Consider the following 21,038-nt stretch of genomic DNA (forward strand, 5'->3'; position numbering starts at 1 on the left):
TGATATGGCCTGATTTTTGTTCCGCCCTTATAGTGGGGCGGTTTGCGCCGCTTGGTTTGCATAATACTCGGTTTCGGTCTGTTCTGGTGTCCTGTAGCCCAAGGACTAGTGCAGACGCTTCGGGTCCCCGCCACGAGACCCACCGGAACGTCGCCAATTCCAGGTCCCTCAAAATCCTGGAAGGGCTTGCGCCGCCAGACGAGCTCGGTCCTGTACGCGCCGTCGGCGCTCTCGGCCATGGCGTTGCCGTACGAGGCGCCGACCGTGCCGGTCGAGGGAAGCATGCCGAATTCCCCGACCCTGGTGGCGTACACGAGGCCGATGTACTGCGCGCCATGGTCGGAATGGTGCACGAGACCGTCCGTGCCGCCATGCGAGGCGGCCCATGATATCGCCTGTTCCAGCGCCTGTAGCGGCAGCTCCCTGGTGTCCATGGTGGTGGCGCGCGCCCAGCCGACGATCCTGCGAGCGAACACGTCGGCGGCGAACGCCGTGTAGCCGAACGAGCCGTTGTCCATGCGCACGTAGGTGATGTCGGCCACATGCGGCCGGTTCGGCGCCTCCGCCTCGAACCCGCGTTCCACGAGGTCGGGCCTGCCGCCCGTGCCCTTCGCCGGTTTGGCGGTGACGGGCGTCCTGCCGCGGCGCACGCCGCGGATTCCCGATTCCCGCATGACGCTCATCACCCGGCCGCGGCCGATCTCGGCCGGATCCCAGCCCCGCGCCGACGACCAGGCGTGCGTCTTGCAGTACCCGTACACGGCCATGAAGAAATCCGAGTGGACCAGAAGGATGTCGCGGGCCGGCGCCTCGTGCCTAGCGGCCATGCGGCTGACGGGCCCGGATCTGAACATGCGGTAGCCGCGCGGCGTGACGAACCCGCAGTCCAGCGAAGCGGCCAGCGCCCTGCAGATCGGCCCGACCCTGAAACGGTCCTTGAATTCGTCGATGTAAGCGACCATCAACGCCGTGTCGGGTCGGGCCTAGCCGCGAAAAAAGCCGACGCCGTCGTCAATGTCTCGTTCGCCCGCCTCAATTGCGCGACCTCGGCCCGCAGACTCTTCAACTCCGCCATCGCGTCCTCGGCTGACTGCTTGGTCTCCGACGAATACGAGCTGCGCGACTCGGTCAACAGCCTGACGGCCTTCGCCTTGAACTCCAGCGTGTATCTCGTGCCTTTCGCCATGGTTCCATCATCTCCCATCGAGTTAGGGGAAATGCGGAACAAAAATCAGTTCATACCACAGTAACAGTAGGCTTAAATGACGTTGGTATGAGCGATATCGCGATAACGCAATCCTGAATCCTTCCAGATGCGTTCCTGCGTGCCATAGTCGACACGTACGATGCCGAAGCGTTTGGTATAGCCAAGTGCCCATTCGAAGTTGTCAAGCAATGACCAGGCATAGTAGCCCGTCACTTTGGCTCCAGCATCAATGGCACGGGCCACAGCGAGTATATGGGCGTCAAGATACGCCACACGCTTCGGATCATGCACAATCCTCCCCGGTACCACAGACCAGGATGCGGCATCATCCGCCACCATCGGACCTAGAACTCCGGCAACTGAATCATCCTTCGAAACCTCATCATCCCAGGCAGAACCATTCTCGGTGACCATAAGTTCCAGTCCAGGGTATCGTCGCGTAAGTTCCAAGAGGATATCCGTAAGTCCCTGAGGATCTTGATTCCAACCCATGGCTGTCAACTCGCCCTCAGGCGGCAACGTCTCCACGTGTTCCTGCGCTGGAATGGGATTGTGATGGACATCAAGACCAGCTGGGGTCGTTGCCACGGGTGCGGTTTCATCGGATGCAATACTGGTGGCATCGGCACGGTACCGCACAGTATTGGTGGAATAATAATTCACGCCAAGCACGTCAATCGGCTGCCGGATGGACTCAAGGTCACCGTCATGCACAAAATTCCAATCGGTGACCCGCGCCGTCGCCGTAAGAAGTTCAGAATCATATCTGCCTTCAAGCATGGGACCGAGAAACACTTCATTATTGAATAGGTCAGCACGTTTCTTGGCCATAACGTCCTCCTTGGAATCCGTCGCGGCGCGGGTGACCGACAGGTTCAATGTCACTGAACAGCGCGCTTTATCACCTAGTTCCGCGCGGATCGCCCGCACGCCCAGCCCATGCGCCAGATTGAGGTGATGCACCGCGGCCAATGCCTGTGCATGATCCTTGATTCCCGGGGCATGATCGCCACAACCATAGCCAAGATATGCCGCGCACCATGGTTCGTTCAACGTGGTCCATGTATCCACTCGGTCTCCGAAAGCCTTGGCGAGACTGGCCGCGTATTCCGCGAACCGCAGCGCTGTATCGCGCCGAGGCCACCCCCCACAGTCCTGCAGGTACTGCGGCAGATCCCAATGGTATAGCGTGACAACGGGCCTGATACCGTTATCCCGCAGCATATCCAGCACGCGACGATAATGATCCAGGCCCTCGGCGTTGACGGTTCCGTCTGGAGTGGGTTGAATACGCGGCCACGCGATCGACATGCGGTACGCGCCAATGCCTAGTTCTTTCATCAAACTGATGTCTTGTGGATAGCGATGGTACTGATCACATGCGTTTTCACCGGAAGACCCATCGAATATGGTGTCAGGCCGGGCGCAAAACGTATCCCAGATGGACGGCGTGCGGCCTCCTTCATGAATGGCCCCTTCCACCTGATATGAAGCGGTTGCCGTACCCCAAGTGAATCCTTCAGGAAACCGGTAGTTCATCGATGCTCCTTCGCAATAAGTTTTAGCTTCATGTTGCCGCAGCATTAAAGCGGTGAGGTTAATTCGAGTTTATAGCCGAGCCAACCTCACCGCAGTTTTTATTACGCACGAGTGCTGCAATATATTGACCCATGTGTAGGGTTCACGCTGAATTCTGAATTCTTGCTGAATCGATTGTCACAGCACCACCTTGCCATTCTGCGCAGCAACTGTTTTACCGAACCCAAGTCGTGCAGTAAACGCACGCCCGTCGGAACTGACGATTTCTGTCCCAATAGGTGTTCTGCACGCAGTAAATGTCACGGAAGAACCATCCGTTTCTGTTACTACGGCCTCCGCCCGATCTTCATGATCGAGAAATACTGAGATCAACGCGTCCTTGCCGTACTCGTAATCCGGAGTCTCGGCATCCGGCTTGGTGACCAATACGCTGCCGTCACGCACCCACAGCGGAATGGTATCGAAACCGTGGCGCTCGTTGCGCCATATACCGTGTTCGGTTGTTACCTTCTCGCCGGTGAACCAATTAGTCCAAGTGCCGGACGGTAGATAGTAATCTACATCTCCGGAATAGGTGAATACCGGAGCCACCAGCAAATTTGGGCCAAACATGTATTGGCGGTCGAGTGTTCGGCAGGTGAGATCGTCAGGAAATTCGACAAACATTGAACGCATTACCGGAGTACCGTACAGATGCGGTTGCAGACCTACCTGATACAGGTACGGCATCAGACTCAATTTAAGCTTGGTGAAGGTACGCGCCACATCCACAGCGGTCTGGCCCGGTGCGTTGACCACGCCGTTCTTTTCGTCCGCTTCATCGAACAACCATGGCACACGATACACAGAGGACCCGTGCATACGGGAATGCGAACCAAGTAAGCCGAAAGCGACCCAACGCTTGTACACGGCCGGATCAGGATATGCGCCCTCAAAACCACCGATATCATGGCTCCAGAATCCAAAGCCCGAACTGGTGATGGATAGACCTGCACGCAAGGTCTGCGCCATGCCATTGAATGTGGATTCGCAATCACCACCCCAATGCACCGGCTCCTGCTGGCCACCGACCGTGGCGGAACGTGCGAACAGGCACGCCTTGCCTTTGCCGTAAGTCTCCTCGATAGCCTCGAACACCGCCTGGTTGTACAGCTGGGTGTACCAGTTGTGCATGGAAAGCTTCGGTGAGCCGTCGTACCAGACCACATCGCGTGGAATACGCTCGCCGAAATCGGTTTTGATGGCGTCCACACCTTGGTTCAGCAGATGCTTGACCTTATCCTTGAACCATTCGCGGGCATCCGGATTGGTAAAGTCCACCAACGCCATTCCAGCCTGCCAGAAATCGGTCTGCCAAATCTCGCCATTGCCTTTTTTGACCAAATACCCCTTTTCTTTGCCTTCCTTGAACATGGAACCGCGCTGACCGATGTACGGGTTGATCCAGGCACAGATATGCAAGCCCTTGTCCTTATGCAGGCGTTTGAGTGTAGATTCGATGTCGCCGAAGAAGCGCTTATCCCATTCGAAGTCAGTCCAATGGAATTCGCGCATCCAATAACAGTCGTAGTGGAAGGCGCTTAGCGGAATGCCGCGTTCGGCCATACCGTCGATGAAGGAGTTGATAGTCTTCTCGTCATACTTAGTGGTGAACGAAGTGGTGAGCCATAAGCCGTAGCTCCACGCCGGCACGTTGGCCGGGCGGCCGACCAGCTTAGTATAGCGGTCAAGAATCTGCTTCGGAGTCGGCCCATAGATCACGCAGAAGTCGATACTCTCCCCGGGCACGGAGAACTGCACAGCCTCAGTGTTTTCGGAACCGACTTCGAACGACACGTGCCCACGATTGTTGACCAGCACGCCGTAACCGTTGGAAGTCATGTAGAACGGGATGTCCTTGTATCCCTGCTCGGAGGAGGTACCCCCATCCTCGTTCCAGATATCGATGGTCTGACCGTTCTTGACGTACGAGCCAAAACGCTCACCGAAACCGTATACGTTCTCCCCCACTCCCAGATGCAGCTGGATACCGGTGAATACGTCGGATTCGTCGTATGCGGAACCGTCCATACTCACACCGAATTCGCCTACGGGCTGCGCGTTGACGGCCGCACGCGGCTCAAGCTTGAATCGGGCGAGGGACTTTCCGACAGACTGTGTCAGCACTTTGCCGCCCTCGCCGGTGAATGTCATATTCCAAGGCGAGCCTTTGACTACTTTTATGCTCAGCCCACCGGATGTCAACGTTGCCGAGGCGCCAATCTGACCGATCTCGCCGTCACCGTTGCCATCCTGAACTGCGGCGATGTAGTCGCGGTCGCCAGGCTCGTCAGCGTTCAGCAGGAATCCCGGGTATTCTGTCGCGCCCTGCCAGTGGTCGGCAGTCACACGAATCACGCCTTCAGCAGGACTGGTGATGTTGACCTCGAATGCCGGCAGATTCAGCGTGTTCGCACGTTCACGAACCGGTGCCACCGGTGCGAGCACGTTCAGGCTTTCGCCGTCCTTTCCAATGCCAACCTCATAGGCGTCACGCGCGTACAGGGCTTCCACGCCCGGCCGGGTAAGCCAGTAACCATTAGTGAACTTCATTGTTGCTCCTGGATTATTGTGATGATTTGTCTGAAAAACGACTTGCATACAGATGTGTACAGATACAAATGGCTGTTTTCTCCGTATGAAGGAGATTACAGCGGAGACAGCCACAGATTTAATGCCACGGCCGGGGAAGGGAACCGGCCGCAACTGTATGGCAATCCGCTACTTGACCGCGCCTGTGGTGATACCACGGGATAGCGTACGTTGGAAGATCAGGTAGAAGATGAGGGTTGGAACGATGCTGACCAGCGAGGCCGCGGCGGTTGTGGTCACGTCCATCAGGCGGTCTCCGGACAGAGAGCTGACCGCGATTGGGATGGTCTGCGTAGAGTTGTCAACTAGGAAGGCCATCGGAATCATGTATTCGTTCCAAGTCCAGATGAAGAAGAATACGAGCATGACGCTCAGTGTCGGCTTGGAAATCGGGAACACGATCTTGCGGAAGATGGTCCAACGGTTTGCACCATCAATGGTCGCCGCTTCCAGAATCGCCTTTGGGAAGGTGCCATATACCGAGGAAAGCAGGTAGGTGCCGAAAGCGCTCTGAATCACGGTGAAGATGATGACGATCGCCCATTGGGAGTTGTATAGACCTATGTTCTTGAACATGATGTACAGCGGGTACAGCAAGGCTTCTTGAGGCATCATGTTGGCAAGCATGATGAGCAGAATAATCCATCGGCGCCCTTTGACGCGGCCGATGCCGAGTGCGAATGCGTTGAACATCGACAGAATCACCGCGAGGATGGCGACCAGTCCCGATGTCCAAATGCTGTTCCACAGCTTTTCCGGGTAGTTGACACGGTTCCAGAACTTCATCAGACCGTCAAGACTGAACTCCTTTGGCCACGACAATGGGCCTGCCGCATTGTAATCGGCGGTTGTTTTGAATGCGTTGAGCAGCAGGACGATGAACGGGAAGAGCATCACCAGCCCGCCCACGATCAGCAGAGCAAGGATGAACCAGTCACCGGCGGTGCGGTTCTTCTTGGCTTTCGGGGCACGTACTTTTGCCATTGTTACGCTTGTCATTTCAGATCACTCCTCGTCTTCTTTCGCGACCTTCTCCTGCACGTTGGTGAAGATAATCGACACCACGACGACCACCACGGTCAATGCCGTGGAGATGGCGGCACCGTAGCCGACCTGTTGGGATTGGAAGAACTGCGTGTACGAATAGTACGACGGTACTATGGTGCTGGTTCCCGGACCGCCCTTGGTCAGCATGTAGACCGGACCGAACACCTTGAGGGCCGCGATGGTGCAGGTGAGCGCCACCACGAATATCTCGGGCTTGATGGACGGCAGGGTGATGGCGCGAAACCGTTGCCACCAGTTGGCACCGTCGAGGCTGGCTGCCTCGTACAACTCCGGATCGACGCGCTGCAGACCGGACATGAAGATGACCAGAGGGTAGCCGACCTGAATCCAGATCATGATAAGCATCAGGAAGATCAGCGAGGTGTCTGGTTTGCCGAGCCAATCATGCTGCAGCGAGCCTAGACCGACCGCCTTGAGCAGCGCGTTCAACGCGCCGTTTTCCGGTCGGAATATCCAGCCCATGACCAGAGCTGCGACGGAAATTGGCAGCAACTGCGGGAAGTAGTAGATGGCTCGCATGGTTGAGGCGGTTTTTGCACCAAACTTCTTCTGTACTACGTCAAACACGAGAGAGGAAAGAATCAGACCAAGCAGGATGGGGATGACCACCATAGCAATGATCATCCAGATCGAGTTGCGGAACGAGATCCAGAATGTGGTGTCATGTATGAGCTTGGTCCAATTTGACAATCCGCACCAAACCGGCGGTTTGATACCACGGTAGTTGGTGAAACTCAGGTACACATTCCACACGGCAGGGATGATGATGATCCACAGCAACATCAGAAAGCCTGGGATCAAATATAGCCAGAACCTGTTGGACGGGCTGCCGGGGATTCGAGACATCCCCTTTTCACGGGCATCCATCGGAGCGACCGAGTGGTTCTTGTTCTTTGTCGTAGTCATAGCAGGTCACTTTCCAAGTTCAACGTACATATGGCATCCGGTCGGCAATAATCTTCGATTGCGGATGCATGGGGCCTGGCAGCGTTGCCATGCCCCGGAAAAGTCTGACAGGAGAGGAAAAAGGTGTGCGGGGAGAACCCCGCACACCTGGGTTCAATTACTTTCAGTTATGGTTCAGGCGTTCAGTTCTTGACGCCGGCGGCTTCGACGCCCTTGTCGTAGTTGTCCTTCATCTGATTGAGTACCGTCTTGGTGTCGGAGGTGCCGTTGACGAGCTCCTGCAGCGATGAGTTGAGCTCGTCATAGAAAGTGGAGGTCGGCCAATCCGGGTAGAAGCCGAGGCCATCTTCCTTCACCACCTTGCTGAAGGATTCGACGAGCTCCTTGTTGGACGGATCAGTGATCTTGTCGGCGTTCGCCGCGATCGGCAGACCGCCGTTGTTGCCCATCAGGTCCTGCACTTCCTCGCTCAGCGTGATGTTGATGAACTTGGCGGCGAGATCCTTCTTCTTGGAGTTCTCCGGAATCACCCAGATGTTGCCAGAGGAACCGGGAATCTTCTTGGATTCTGGGAAGGTACCGATGGTCCAGTTGAAGTTCTTGGCGATATCGCTCTGGAAGCGGCCGTACCACCATGTTCCGGAGAAGAACATCGGGTAGGTACCCTTGATGAAGTTCTGTCCGGCGTCTTCGGCCTTGGTGCCGGTGCAGTCCTTGGAGATGTAGCCCTCATCAACCCACTTCTTGATGGTGTTGGTTGCGTAGGTGGTGGCCTTGCCCTGCCAATCGACGTCACCGTCGTACATCTCGTAGGCCTTCAGGAACTTGCTGTCGGCTTTTTGCAGAACCAGCTGCCACCACAGGTGCTGCAGTGGGTATTCGGCCACGCCTTCGGAGAGCGGAGTGATGCCATTGTCCTTGAACTTCTGCATCGCAGTCTCAAGCTCATCCATAGTGGTCGGAATCTCAATACCGTACTTGTCGAACATGTCCTTGTTGTAGTACATCACGACGTCTTCACCGTAGTTCGTGATGCCGTACCAGTCACCGGAGCCCATCACGCCCTTGTCATTGTATTTGCCGGTGTCGGCCAAAGAACCAGAAATCTTCTTGTCCCACTTGTACTGCTTGACATAATCGTTGAGGTTACTCAGCAGTCCCTGACTGGCCAGCAGACCTGCGGTGGCGTTGCCCTTGTTGTATTCCATGACGTCCGGAGCGTCATCAGAATTGAGCACTTGGCTGGCGGTTTGGCGGATCTGCTCGAAGGATTTCTTCTCAAATTCGACTTTGACACCAGTCTCTTTCTCGAAGATATCCATGGCCTTCTTCCAGGCCTTGCCCATAGCACCATTGTCTTCCTCGTAGTGCCAGATCTTGATGGATTTAGGATTTTCCTCCTGAGCATTGTTGCTGCTTCCGCAACCAGAGAGGGATGTCATACCCATCAAGCTTGCTACAGACAGAACGGCTGCCATGATCTTACGGGACCACTTCATCGTTTTCTCCTTTTTCAGCGCCATTACTAAAGAAGATTTCCAGGATAGACCCCGGAACCTTCCAGCCTCCATCGGCTTCATTATTGAAGTTAAACGAATGAACTAATTTCGACAAAAATGTTCGATGCAACTATCGAAATTTCGATTAGCGAAACGCAGCTACGTTCCCGCACACACTGGAAGCCACCGTCCCTCTCGCCTGGTATTCATAAGGCAACAACTCGACATAACCGGAACCGTTGCGCTCACCTTCGATTACTTCCAGCATAAGGTCAATCGCCCTCAAACAGACGCTTGCCGGCGACAACGGAATCTCGTCAACTGGTTGCGGCAACTGCATCACGCCACCACACGTTCCGGCAGCAAGCATCGAAATATCAGCTGGAATGCTCTTGCCCATGTGACGAAGCACTGTCTGCATATTACCTATCTGCGCCGCACTGGTCTGACCAACAATGAATGAAATCTTAGGATCCTCCGCGAAGGAGTCATCAAGTATACATCCCGCCTCATGAAGGTCGCCGATGGCGGCGCACTTGAACACGACTGACATTCCCAACACCTTCGCACGCTCCAACAATGCATCGCGGAATCGGACGAGGAAGTTCGAGCCGGCACGGTACGCAGATGCGTTAGCGCCCACAAACAGCAGATGACGATGACCAAGTTCATAGGCGCGTTCGACTACCTCACGAGCCATACGAGCAAAATCAAGATCAACGCAGTAGACGCTGCCGCAATTTTCAGGGTAACCAACTGAGACAACCGGCAGGTCGATAGATTTGGCAACTTCGGCGCGCGAGTCGTCCATCAGTACATCCAACAACAGAATGCCATCGGCCATATTGTTATTGGCTACGCGGCGCATTTCGGCACCACCAGACTCATGCATAAGCAACATCAGATCATATCCATGCTGCCTGGCGCTGGTAGCCAATCCAAAGAAGAACTGCGCATAATTCGAATAATCGGTGTACGAATGAACAGGAGAGCTTACCGCCAACACTTTGGTTCGTGGACGAGTTCGCCACCCGGTTCTGCTTACATCAGCTGCAGTACCAGTTGACCTATCTCCCACCACTGTATCATTGAGACGCCTGTCGTCAGCGCCCCGAGTCTTCTGCGACTTGGACCGATACCCCAAGTCCGCAGCGGCCTGCATAACCTTATCGCGAGTCTCCTTGCTGATGGTTCGCTTACCGCTCATCACGTACGACACTGTACTAATGGACACGCCAGCCCTCGCGGCAACATCTTTGATACCCATCCATATGCTCCTTTGCGATTTGCTATGTAAGAGCAATAGCCGTATTCGCTCACAACCACCCTACAATGGCCTTTTGTCTATTTAGATTCAACGCCCACCATTAGCACTCGGTGGGCGTTGAATCTACCATGCGGGCTAGCTTCTGCAACGTTTATGCTGCGCGATTCAACCGACGAAGAGGTGGCTGATCCCTGTACAAGTAGCAGGAATCACATATTACTCAGTTCGGACGGCACCTTCGTTCCCAGTCCAAGCGTCCGGTTCCAATCCATCGGCACGAGTACGACGGCATCGATGCTTTTGCTCTACGAATCCGCCACGACTGACTCCGAAGCACTCCTCGCCAAGCTGCGTCCCTACGTCAACGACATCGAAGACTGACACGTTCACCGTCCAGACACCTTCCAGTTGCTTATAGGACATTCAATCGTCCAAACGAGCGCACTAGTATGGGTGACGATTCGGTGTGCCCGTAATTCCCCATTTTCAGGAGTTGCGCCTCAACGGAAGCGACAATGCGATACGTACATTCCGCTGTTCACGCCTCTGCACCTTCATATGTCAAGCACCCTCAACTGCCGTTCGCTACAGGTACGTATCAGCCGCTGATCGCCAACAACAAAACGTTCTCCCCTGCCGACTTCAAAGCACGTCATCGCGCAGCACTGTATACGCACAAAGCTTCGCCTTGCGCAACTCCCGTCCGCAAAAGCATCTACACACCGACCGTTTCGGTTTCGTCTCCGCAAGTTTCCGAAGATGCTTCTGCAATCAAGCAACTGCAAAATAACCAGCCCCCCCCATAGCAGAAAAGCAATTCAAGAAGTAAGACAAATCACCGCAGCAACCAGGATGTGCTTACACTATTTAAGTTTTGCGTGATAATTGCATGTGTACGCCGAGGCATGACATCACGCTTGACCAGTTCATGAGGATCGCACATCTGTTGCCGCGCCAGCGCGGCAACGTGGCGGTCGACAACCACACGTTCGTCAACGCCCTGCCGCGGATGTGCCGCACGGGAGCCCCGTGGAGGGACCTGCCGGAGTGCTACGGCAAGTGGATCACCGTCTTACCGGCGGTTCAACCGCTGGTCCAGGAACGGCGCGATAGAGCGCCTGTTCACGGCATTGCAGGAGGAGCGGATCATCGGGGTGGAGATCCGGGTGTCCGCCATGGACTCCACGAGCGTGAAGGTCCACCAGCACGCGGCCGGGGCGCCGGAAAAGGAGGCTCCCGGTCAGTCAGCGTCTCCCGGGGAGGGCGGAACACCAAAGTTCACGTGGCATCCGACAGCGAGAGCACGGTCGTCGAGATCCATCTGAGCCCGGGCAACGAGCACGACGCGGCCCACGGGCGCCGCTCGATGGCCGCGCTCGGCGCGTTCATGGGCACGCACCTGCTCATGGACCGCGCGTACGAGGGGGATTCCACCCGGCTGCTGGCCGAGTCGTTCGGCCTGACGCCGGTCGTGCCGCCCAAGAGGAACCGTACGGCCCCATGGGATTGCGCCAGGGAGACGTACAAGGGGCGGAACATGGTCGAACGCGTCTTCAACCGCATGAAGCACTACCGCAAGGCCGCCACCCGCTACGACAGGCTCGACGAGACCTTCCTCACCAACCTCCAGCTCATCCGCATCGCCATCTACCTGAAAAACACAGCCAAAAACCAACTAGTGTAAACACACCCTAGTTGCCGCACGATTGGGCTGAATGTCGCATGATTCCGACAAATCGTCGCACAATTTGATATTTTCGTCGCATGATTCGACAAATTTAACTTCACGATTCATTTTTTCTTGATGAAAATGAAATCGTGAGGTACACCCCTGCAAAATGGACGATGAGGGGGATTTTGTTGATGGCTTAAATTAGACAGATTGCCTAGAATAAGGGGTAGGGCTTCCGAAACGTTTGAGCGCAGGCGAACACATTCATGCTCGTCCGAACGTCACGAAGCAAGCTCTTCAAGGAAAGGGGCCGTCATGAGCGACGCAATGAACAACCCGTATGCGAACGATCCAAACACAAACAATCCGAATCAGAACGGCAGCAACGGACAGCAGCCGCAAGGCCAGCCGGAATATGGAGCATACGCGCCAAATCAGCAATCGCAAGGCCAGCAGCAGAGCGGCAATCCCAACAATTCGGGCAATTCAGGCAATCCATATCAGAACGAACCGCAGACCCCACGCTACTTCGGCGGTCCATACGCCAACCAAAACCCGAACCAGAATGGCTTCTTCTACGCGAGCTACAGCACCGGTCAACCGTACGGACAGCAATACGGACAGCAGAACCGCCAGCCAGGAACCGGCAATTGGCAGCCGATCAGCCCGTTCAAACTTGCGGAAGAATGGCTGCCGAAGAAGGCGAAGAACGCGATCCGCGGCACCTACGCAATACTCGGCATCGCCGCCATCATCCTCGGACTGGCACTGCTGATCTGGCCGGGAGCCACGCTGAAAGTTGCCGCGATCGCACTCGGCGCATACTTCGTGGTTTCAGGCGTGGTCCGCATTGTGACCGCAATCGTGGAACTCGGGCTTCCGGGCGGATGGCGCGTGCTTGACATTCTGATCGGCCTGATGCTGTCTGTCGGCGGTGTGGTCATGTTGAAGAACGCGGCGCTTTCCGGAGCCACGCTTGCCGTGCTCGTCACCATGGTGGTCGGCCTTGGCTGGATGTTGGAAGGCGTGATGGCGCTCGTGGAATCGTGGCGCATGCCAAGCTCCGCATGGGCTGTGATTTACGCGCTGCTGTCGATTGTCGCCGGCTTCATCGTGCTGTTCTCCCCCATCAGCTCCACGACCTGGCTGATTCTGTTCGGCGGATGCGCGCTTGTGGTAATCGGCATCGTCGCGATCGTGCGCGCATTCACGTTCGGCAAGCCCAATCGCAAGTAATTTTTCGCGGCGCAGGCCGTAAAGTCTGATTATCTCTGTTTTCCCAAGGGCACCAAGCAACAGCTCGGTGCCCTTTCCTTTCTTCTTCGCGTCTGCTGTCGTTTGCTTTCACAGGTTATTACTTTTTCTTCAAGATTAGCCGATGATTTTACAAAAGAAGTGACGATCGTCGCATGACATTAATGGTTTGCTTGGCTTAGAATGAAGGCACAACAGAAGAACGAAGAAAAAAGACAAACACAATACAGACTTACGGCAGCGGCCAGAGGAATGACAAGAAGAAAAGACGTGCCGCCAAGCCAAGTGAAAGGAAACATCATGAAGAACAACACTTTCGATCAGATCATCAACGCCAACCTCGCCTCCATCGATCCGGGTTTCGGCCAGTTCGCTCTCGCCAAGGCTTCCGCTGACCTCTTCAAGAAGGTCCTCAACAAGTAAGACCGTTTCCTAGACGGGAGACAAGGCGCAGGCGCCACAGCACCTCGCCCCTCTTCTTTCCAATCCTTAAATCACATAGCGGGAGGCCGCGGTTTCAAACGGAATCGCGGCCTCCCGCTTTTCACGTACGCCGGCTACCCCTCCTCAACAGCGAGATTACGGGCTGCGGCACGTTCGCGGGGACCGCGCGTCACATAGAAACCAATCGCCACAATCACGAACATCACCGTGCAACAGGTCCACAGCATGTGGCTGCCGAACGCGTTCAGAATCCAACCTCCGACAAGAGGCGAGAACGCATTAGACAGCGACCACACCAGGTTGTACAGGCCCTGATACGTGCCGCGCACATCCTTCGGCGCGATGTTCGCCACCGTCGTGGCGGCAATCGGGAACGTGCCAAGCTCGCCGAGCGTCCACAACACGGTTGCAATCGCAAATGTCACCCACGAATCGGCGCAGATTTGGAACGCGTAACCAACCGCCGTGATGGACATGCCAAGCACCAGCACACGGGTATTGCTCATCCGCTGAAACAACGCGATCGCGGGAATCTGCAGCAAGCACAGAATGCCACCGTTGATGGTCAGCAGGCTGGAATATTCGTCTGTGCCGAGCCCAATCTGCGTCATGGAGATCGGCAGGCCGCTGACGATCTGGAAATACGCCAGCGTGTACAGGAACATCAGCACCACCATCGACATAAGTGCTTTGTCGGCGCACGCGCGACGATAGCTACGCCAGATGGAGAATTGTTGCGATTGGGTAGTTTGCGAAGTTTCAGAACGTTCCACAGGTTGTTTCACGGATGGTTCTGACGGTTGTTCCACAGGTTGTTTCACGACACGTTTCACAAACCGTCCGGCAACGCGCACACCCAATCCGGCTTCCTTGAAGAACACCATCATCAGCAACGTGGCGAACACCAGCACCGCCGCTTCCACATAGAACATCAGCGAATAGGAAATCTTGACAAGCTGGTTGGCGATGATCGGCCCGATCGCAAAACCAAAATTCGCAGCCCACGTCTGCAACGAATACGCGCGCTTCTGCTTGCGGAACGGAACAACGTCGGAAACGTACGCCGCGACCGCGGGCGTCGGCATGGAGGAAATCACACCGTATATCAGCAACGCAATCGCCATAATCCAAGGATCGCCGATAAAAGCCAGCAAAACCAGCATCGCGGCGGAACCCAAGTTGCCGATGACAATCATCGCGGGCCGCCCGAATCGGTCAGACAACGCGCCACCGTACAGGCAGCCGAAAATGCCACCGAAACCGTACATGGAAACGATGGTGCCGGCCACGCCCGCGCTCACATGCATGTCGGAAACAAGATACATGGAAAGGAACGATGTGACGAAACGGCCCATCCACAGGATGAGCAACGTGACCCACAAACCCCAGAACATGACGGGCAAACCAAAAATCTCTCTTCTTTTCTCCATTCCATCCATCATATCGGCTAGGAGCGAAGCAGCCGATTTTCCCGGGGTGCTGGGAGAATGGACAACTATGGCAATGAAAAAAGGACCGACCAAGGGGTCGGGTGGAAAGCATCGTAACTCGCTGAGAGGCAAGGGACCGACTCCCAAGGCCGAAGACCGCGTGTATCACAAGGCTTACAAGGAAAAGCAGGCCACTAATCGCCGTAAGATGGCGGATCCGCGGCTGGCAGCACGCCGTCGCGTGGCAAAGTTCAGCTCGGAATCCGATGATCTCGTCATCGGCCGCAATGCCGTGCTCGAGGCGCTGCGTTGCGGTGTGCCCGCAAGCACGCTGTATGTGGCCGCGCGCATCGAACATGATGACCGCACGCGCGAAATCATTCGTCTCGCCGGCATTCATGGACTGAACCTCATGGAAGCCGACCGTTTGGAAATGGATCGTATCGCACGCTCCTCCAACCATCAAGGCGTGGTGATGAAGGCGCAGCCGTTCCAGTATTCCTCGCTCGCCGAGCTGGTGGAACGCGCTGACAAGAAGTCCCGCGCCATGGAAGCGGCCAACTCCACAAGCGCACGCATTGCGGCACGTCCGCTATTCATCGCGCTTGACGGCGTTACCGATCCGCAGAACCTGGGCGCGGTCATCCGTTCCGCGGCCGCATTCGGCGCGAACGGCGTGATTCTGCCGGAACGTCGTTCCGCTTCGGTCACCGCAGCCGCTTGGAAGGTGTCCGCAGGAGCTGCCGCACACATGCCGGTCGCCCGCGTGGTGAACCTCACCAAAGCCATTGAAAGCCTGAAGGAACGCGGCTACTACAGCGTTGGTCTCGACGGTGGCGGCGACGCCCTCGTTGGCGAAACCGGTTTCGAAACCGATCCGCTGGTCGTAGTGCTCGGTTCCGAAGGCAACGGCCTGAGCCGTCTCGTACGCGAGGCATGCGATTCCATCGCCGGCATCCCAATGTCGAACATGGTTGAATCACTGAACGCTTCCGTCGCGGCCGGCATCACGCTGTATTCCGTCGCACGAGCCCGTCGTGAGGCCGGTGCCGCCGCCAACGCGAAGTAATAACGCGCAAAGCAACAGCAAGCACAGCGAAACTGCGGAAGCAAACACGGCAAAGCAGCACGTCTGAAATGATTATGAGCGGATAGTCCATACGGATTATCCGCTCATTTGTTATGCAAGTCTGTACTTGGATTGATCCTGCGCTTCTGCAGATCTACTCTCCCACCATCGCTCTCTCGCAGTACATGTCTCACTTTCAAAAGTCAAATATTTTTTGAGTTTTGAAAGTGAGACTCTTTCACATAAACCCCTGTATATAAACAATCATTACATAAAAAGCGCTATTTTTCAACGAAAGTGCATTGTTAATTAATACTCATATAGCTACGGATGATACACTTTCAGAAGTCAAATATTTTTTGAGTTTTGAAAGTGAACGGTTCTGCAACTATGGATACATTGAAGTCTAGAACGCGGTATCTTAACGAAGCGCTCCTTTTCCGAGACACGGATTTAATCAAAGTAATAACCGGTGTCCGACGTTGCGGCAAATCAAGTCTGCTCAGACTCATCCGCAGAACCATCGAAGCAGAACAAGTACCCGGCCGCGCCTTCGTCGAGCTCAACCTCGAAAGCATGGCCTGCCCGGTCAACACCGTCGAAGAACTTTACTCATATTTCCATGACCGCGCCAGCACAGCAGGCCGCACCTACATCTTCCTTGACGAGCCGCAACGCATCACCGGTTGGCAAAATGCCGTGAACGCACTGCGAGTCGACTTGGACTGCGACATCTACCTCACCGGATCAAACGCATACCTGCTTTCAAGCGAACTATCCACCTATCTTTCCGGACGGTACGTGGAAGTGAAAATGATGCCGCTCGCATTCGAAGAATATTTGGACTTCTGCTCGATTTCATTCGCCCCCGGCAAAACAGTCGCGTTGGATGCCGACGGACAGCCAGTCCTCTTCGACGATTTATTCGAACGATATCTCATCTATGGTGGTATGCCCGCCATAGCCTCATTGAATACCACGCAACGCATGCACTCGACTTATATGTCAAGCTTGTATGACGCCGTTGCCACACGAGATATCGTGAACCGCGAGCGTAACAGAGACCAAAGTCGCGTATCAAATCCCGAATTATTACGTAATGTCGCCAACTATCTTGCCGACAGCATAGGCAATCCGATCTCCGCGAAGAAAATCGCAGACACACTCACCTCAGCAGGATCGAAAACATCACACGTCACCACCGGATCCTACATATCCGCCTTGAACGAAGCATACTTGTTCTACCGCGCTACGCGTTACGATCTGCACGGCAAATCCATGTTACGCACCAATCCAAAAGAGTACATCGTGGATTTAGGACTCCGATCCTACCTCGGCGGCTATCGCATGACCGACATTGGCCACGTTTTTGAAAATGCCGTGTATCTGCAACTTCTGTACAGAGGATACACAGTGCATGTCGGCGCACTCTATGGCAAAGAAATCGATTTCATTGCAGTGAAAGACGATAAACGACTGTACATTCAGGTCACTGATGAGATGGAAAGTTCGACCACACGCGAGCGCGAAGTCGCACCGCTCAAGTCACTACAGGAAGAATTTCCTAAGATGATAGTCGTAAGAAAAGGTTCGTACGGCACCGATATTGACGGTATTGCGATTGTCAGTGCCCGAGATTTCTTCCTCCCTCACTTTCAAAAGTCAAATATTTTTTGAGTTTTGAAAGTGAGGGTCGAGAGGGGTAGCAAAAAGCGGAGGATTTAATAGTCCTCCGCTTAACGGCTCGGCCCTGCAATTTTTGACTGCGGCTACGCCGCAGGCTCAATACTGCCTTCGACTCGGCTATCGCCTCGTCTCAGGGCACATTGGAAAAGCTCCACTGGAGCTTTTTCTATCAATGTGCCCATACAGCTGCGTCGGGATCGTCGTCGGGGTTGTAGCCGTCGTCAGGATCGTCATAGGTGTATTCGTCGTCAATCACACCGGAATCGGCTTCGGCGTTCAGGGCGGCCACATCCTTCGTGGTGAGCTTGTACTGCGGAAGCACCTTGTCCACATAGCTTTGCACAGCCTCAGCCATCGGCACATCATGACCAGCACTCTCGGCCAGGAACCAACGGTGGTCAAGCACCTCATGGAAGAACTGTGCCGGTTCGATCTGCGAACGGTATTCGCGCGGAATCATGCGCACGGTCGGCTCGAACACTTCACGCATCCAATCGGTGGCAACAATCTCAAGATCCTCACCATCACGCCATGTGGAAGCACGGTAGGCATCCAAATCGTTGAGAAGTCGACGAGCCTGATTCTCCTGCACATCAAGACCAGTCAAACGCAGCAGCTTACGATTCGCATAACCGGCATCGACCACACGCGGACGCACCAGCACGCGCTTGCCATCTTCGGCGGTCTTCATTTCCAGCTCATCCACATCAAAACCAAGCTCATTCAGCTTGTTAACGCGCTTCTCAATCTTCCACATCTCATCCGGACCGAACTTGTCGGTATCAGTCAGCGCGCTCCATAGCGAATGATAACGATCCACCAAACGGTTGCCGATCTCAATCTCATCAACACCGCTCGGCAGCAGCGAACCGGACGAAAGATCCATCAATTCGCCAATAATGTTCGTACGAGCCAAATCAACATCGTATTCGCGCTGGCCTTCCGTCAAATTAATCTGCAGATCACCGGTTTCCGCATCAACCAAAAATGCGGAGAACGCATAGGCATCACGCAGGAACAACACGTTCGACAGCGACACATCGCCCCAATAGAAGCCGGCCAAATGCAAGCGCACCATCAGCACAGCCAGTGCGTCGATCAGTCGTTCCGCAGTATCAGGGCGCAGATTACGCGCGAACAGCGCACGATACGGCAGTGAGAACTTCAAATGCTTGGTAACAAGAATCGCTTCCAGCGGCTCACCTTCACGGCTATGACGGCCCGTGACCACGGCGATCGGCTGCACGGTCGGCAGTTCCAGCTTCTGCAGGCGACGCAGCAGCTCGTATTCTCGTTCCGCCACATTGCGCGTGATTTCCTTCATGGCGTACACTTCGTCGCCCACGTGCACGAAACGCACCACGTGCCTGGAAATACCACGCGGAAGATTGGCCAGCAGGTCTTCCGGCCAAGTAGCCAGCGGCTTTTCCCACGGCAGGGTGAACATCTTCGGATTCGAGCTTGCGGCGGTGATTTTCAGCGCCTGCGGCTCCGGAGATGAGGCGGCCGGATCTTCAGCCTTCACGGAAGTTGCTTTCAGCACACGGGGATCCATCTGTGGCAATTCAAGAGATTCCATAAATCAACAATTTACCTGTTGACCTACCCGAAGAAGCAAGTATGGACGAATCCGTTTCACCTGCCGATATTTCATTCATCGATATGCGATGATCATCATTGAAATTTCAATATCACATTTCATTTGAGATCTCACCATTGCAATCTCAATAACGAAATCTCACTACAGGAAAACAAATCTCACTATTACAGATACAACAAAAGAAGCCCCGCACCAACGCGGGGCTTCTCCAACGAGACGGTAAGAGAGGAAGAGTACGTCTCGTTTAATGGTTGACGGAAGTTCGCGCTTCCGCCAAGTTTATATTCAGCCACCCGCCAGCCGATTTCCGCAAAGGATATTCCCCTGAAGAAACAGCCAACGGTTGGTTACTCGGTATCAGCTCAGTTCAGACGCAGCTCGGTCGACGGAGCGAACAGGTGCATCTTGGACGGGTCGATCTTGATCTTGACGGTATCGCCGACCTTCGGGAGAGCACGCGGGTTCACGCGGATCGTGGTGAGCTTGTTCTGGTCGGACATCATGGTGGATGCCTCAGCAGCGGAGCCATCGGTGATGATGTTGCCGTAGATATAACCATCGGAGCCCAGATCCTCAACGTTCATGACCTTGAGGGAGAAGGCATTGGCGTCATCCGGGGCAGCCAAGGAAGCGTCTTCCGGACGGAAGCCGACAACGATCTGGCTGTTGTCTTCAGCGGTGAGCTTGTTGACAGCCTCAGCCGGCAGATCCACGGTGTCTTCGCCGATCTTTGCCTTGCCGTTGACCACCGGGTGGGTGTTGATGTTCATCGACGGGGAGCCGATGAAGCCAGCGACGAAGACGTTGGCCGGACGATCGTACAGCTCGGTCGGGGCGCCGACCTGCTGCAGGACGCCGAGCTTGATGACGGCGATGCGGTCGCCCATGGTCAGAGCTTCGGTCTGATCGTGGGTCACGTACAGGGTGGTAACGCCCAGCTGGCGCTGCAGAGCAGCGATCTGGGTACGGGTCTGCACGCGGAGCTTGGCATCGAGGTTGGACAGAGGCTCATCCATGAGGAAGACCTTCGGCTCACGGACGATTGCACGACCCATAGCCACACGCTGACGCTGGCCACCGGACAGAGCCTTCGGCTTACGATCAAGGTACTCGGTCAGGTCGAGGATCTCAGCGGCCTTCTCGACGCGCTTGCGAATCTCTTCCTTCGGGGTGCCGGCGATCTTCAGAGCGAAGCCCATGTTGTCAGCCACGGTCATGTGCGGGTACAGAGCGTAGTTCTGGAACACCATTGCGATGTCGCGGTCCTTCGGTTGCATCGTGGTGACGTCCTTGCCACCGATGAGGATGCGGCCCTTGTTGACCTCTTCAAGGCCAGCGAGCATACGCAGAGTAGTGGACTTGCCGCAGCCAGACGGGCCAACCAGCACCAGGAACTCGCCGTCCTTGATGTCCATATTCAAATCATCCACCGACGGCTTATCGTTGCCCGGGTAGATACGAGTAACATGGTCGAATACGACTTCTGCCATGATTTGTCATCCTTTCAGAGGCAGGTACGTGCCTCACGATCCGTTGTAAAGGGATTTCTTCCGGTGCCTCGCCTTGCGGCTTACAACTTCGACAAAGCCACAATTTAAAGCGTTAATTTATTTCTTTGGTTTGGCGAAGGTTCTCTTCGTTGAGCCACGTTCCATGATACATACAACACTAAAACTGTCAACGCGTGTCGCGAGTCGCACTGTTTACCTACGCTGACAAAAGGGGGCTAACGGCATAGTAGATACACGAATTTATCGTCATCATGC

14 protein-coding genes and 1 pseudogene are annotated in these 21,038 nt (G+C 55.1%); 5 read left to right on the forward strand and 10 right to left on the reverse strand.

Annotation, left to right across the window (positions count from 1 at the left end):
* Position 1 precedes the first annotated feature (1 nt).
* The 7 genes and pseudogenes from AH68_RS09705 to AH68_RS09740 form a co-directional block, all read right to left on the reverse strand.
* A pseudogene (locus AH68_RS09705) lies at positions 2-1,186 on the reverse strand (IS3 family transposase); the annotation flags it as partial.
* 72 nt (positions 1,187-1,258) lie between these two features.
* Positions 1,259-2,746, reverse strand: coding sequence for a glycoside hydrolase family 1 protein (locus AH68_RS09715; protein WP_039199521.1), 1,488 nt, complete (start codon positions 2,744-2,746; stop codon positions 1,259-1,261).
* Between the two features lie 177 nt (positions 2,747-2,923).
* A complete protein-coding gene (gene yicI / locus AH68_RS09720; protein WP_039199523.1) occupies positions 2,924-5,338 on the reverse strand; it encodes an alpha-xylosidase in 2,415 nt (804 codons plus the stop codon).
* A 168-nt stretch (positions 5,339-5,506) separates the two neighbouring features.
* Positions 5,507-6,376, reverse strand: coding sequence for a carbohydrate ABC transporter permease (locus AH68_RS09725; RefSeq protein WP_039199525.1), 870 nt, complete (start codon positions 6,374-6,376; stop codon positions 5,507-5,509).
* A 6-nt stretch (positions 6,377-6,382) separates the two neighbouring features.
* Entirely contained in the window at positions 6,383-7,351 is a 969-nt protein-coding gene (locus AH68_RS09730; protein ID WP_039199528.1) for a carbohydrate ABC transporter permease, read from the reverse strand.
* Between the two features lie 182 nt (positions 7,352-7,533).
* Positions 7,534-8,850 (reverse strand): ABC transporter substrate-binding protein, encoded by a 1,317-nt coding sequence (locus AH68_RS09735; protein WP_039199530.1) that lies wholly within the window; start codon positions 8,848-8,850, stop codon positions 7,534-7,536.
* Between the two features lie 145 nt (positions 8,851-8,995).
* Positions 8,996-10,117 (reverse strand): LacI family DNA-binding transcriptional regulator, encoded by a 1,122-nt coding sequence (locus tag AH68_RS09740; protein WP_052189224.1) that lies wholly within the window; start codon positions 10,115-10,117, stop codon positions 8,996-8,998.
* A 928-nt stretch (positions 10,118-11,045) separates the two neighbouring features.
* Between AH68_RS09740 and AH68_RS10675 the strand changes: the two genes are divergently transcribed.
* From AH68_RS10675 to AH68_RS11195, 3 genes are all read left to right on the forward strand, one after another.
* The gene (locus AH68_RS10675; RefSeq protein WP_158333003.1) at positions 11,046-11,801 is read left to right on the forward strand and encodes an IS5 family transposase; all 756 of its coding nucleotides are present in this window, start codon (positions 11,046-11,048) and stop codon (positions 11,799-11,801) included.
* A 303-nt stretch (positions 11,802-12,104) separates the two neighbouring features.
* Complete coding sequence (locus AH68_RS09750; protein WP_039199532.1) at positions 12,105-13,025, forward strand: HdeD family acid-resistance protein; 921 nt, start codon at positions 12,105-12,107, stop codon at positions 13,023-13,025.
* Positions 13,026-13,343: 318 nt separating this feature from the next.
* Positions 13,344-13,466, forward strand: coding sequence for a hypothetical protein (locus tag AH68_RS11195; protein ID WP_260847255.1), 123 nt, complete (start codon positions 13,344-13,346; stop codon positions 13,464-13,466).
* 134 nt (positions 13,467-13,600) lie between these two features.
* Here AH68_RS11195 and AH68_RS09755 read toward each other — a convergent pair whose 3' ends face one another.
* Positions 13,601-14,917: an MDR family MFS transporter gene (locus AH68_RS09755; protein WP_039199533.1), complete on the reverse strand. Its 1,317-nt coding sequence runs from the start codon at positions 14,915-14,917 to the stop codon at positions 13,601-13,603.
* A 67-nt stretch (positions 14,918-14,984) separates the two neighbouring features.
* Between AH68_RS09755 and rlmB the strand changes: the two genes are divergently transcribed.
* Both rlmB and AH68_RS09765 read left to right on the forward strand, forming a co-directional pair.
* Positions 14,985-15,986: a 23S rRNA (guanosine(2251)-2'-O)-methyltransferase RlmB gene (rlmB, locus tag AH68_RS09760; RefSeq protein WP_039199534.1), complete on the forward strand. Its 1,002-nt coding sequence runs from the start codon at positions 14,985-14,987 to the stop codon at positions 15,984-15,986.
* Positions 15,987-16,358: 372 nt separating this feature from the next.
* A complete protein-coding gene (locus tag AH68_RS09765) occupies positions 16,359-17,663 on the forward strand; it encodes an ATP-binding protein (protein WP_201772596.1) in 1,305 nt (434 codons plus the stop codon).
* 178 nt (positions 17,664-17,841) lie between these two features.
* Here AH68_RS09765 and AH68_RS09770 read toward each other — a convergent pair whose 3' ends face one another.
* Together AH68_RS09770 and AH68_RS09775 are read right to left on the reverse strand one after the other, a co-directional pair.
* Positions 17,842-19,251: a DUF4032 domain-containing protein gene (locus AH68_RS09770; RefSeq protein WP_039199537.1), complete on the reverse strand. Its 1,410-nt coding sequence runs from the start codon at positions 19,249-19,251 to the stop codon at positions 17,842-17,844.
* Positions 19,252-19,634: 383 nt separating this feature from the next.
* The gene (locus AH68_RS09775; protein WP_039199539.1) at positions 19,635-20,762 is read right to left on the reverse strand and encodes an ABC transporter ATP-binding protein; all 1,128 of its coding nucleotides are present in this window, start codon (positions 20,760-20,762) and stop codon (positions 19,635-19,637) included.
* Between the last annotated feature and the right edge of the window lie 276 nt (positions 20,763-21,038).

Source organism: Bifidobacterium catenulatum PV20-2 (assembly GCF_000800455.1).
GTDB classification, from domain to species: domain Bacteria; phylum Actinomycetota; class Actinomycetes; order Actinomycetales; family Bifidobacteriaceae; genus Bifidobacterium; species Bifidobacterium kashiwanohense_A.

Coding starts and splice junctions, on each gene's coding strand:
- AH68_RS09740 (WP_052189224.1), bottom strand. CDS start 10,117: ATGGGTATCAAAGATGTTGCCGCGAGGGCTGGCGTGTCCATTAGTACA.
- AH68_RS09725 (WP_039199525.1), bottom strand. CDS start 6,376: ATGACAAGCGTAACAATGGCAAAAGTACGTGCCCCGAAAGCCAAGAAG.
- AH68_RS09735 (WP_039199530.1), bottom strand. CDS start 8,850: ATGAAGTGGTCCCGTAAGATCATGGCAGCCGTTCTGTCTGTAGCAAGC.
- AH68_RS09730 (WP_039199528.1), bottom strand. CDS start 7,351: ATGACTACGACAAAGAACAAGAACCACTCGGTCGCTCCGATGGATGCC.
- AH68_RS09775 (WP_039199539.1), bottom strand. CDS start 20,762: ATGGCAGAAGTCGTATTCGACCATGTTACTCGTATCTACCCGGGCAAC.
- AH68_RS09755 (WP_039199533.1), bottom strand. CDS start 14,917: ATGGAGAAAAGAAGAGAGATTTTTGGTTTGCCCGTCATGTTCTGGGGT.
- yicI (WP_039199523.1), bottom strand. CDS start 5,338: ATGAAGTTCACTAATGGTTACTGGCTTACCCGGCCGGGCGTGGAAGCC.
- AH68_RS09715 (WP_039199521.1), bottom strand. CDS start 2,746: ATGAACTACCGGTTTCCTGAAGGATTCACTTGGGGTACGGCAACCGCT.
- rlmB (WP_039199534.1), top strand. CDS start 14,985: ATGGCAATGAAAAAAGGACCGACCAAGGGGTCGGGTGGAAAGCATCGT.
- AH68_RS11195 (WP_260847255.1), top strand. CDS start 13,344: ATGAAGAACAACACTTTCGATCAGATCATCAACGCCAACCTCGCCTCC.
- AH68_RS09770 (WP_039199537.1), bottom strand. CDS start 19,251: ATGGAATCTCTTGAATTGCCACAGATGGATCCCCGTGTGCTGAAAGCA.
- AH68_RS09750 (WP_039199532.1), top strand. CDS start 12,105: ATGAGCGACGCAATGAACAACCCGTATGCGAACGATCCAAACACAAAC.
- AH68_RS10675 (WP_158333003.1), top strand. CDS start 11,046: ATGAGGATCGCACATCTGTTGCCGCGCCAGCGCGGCAACGTGGCGGTC.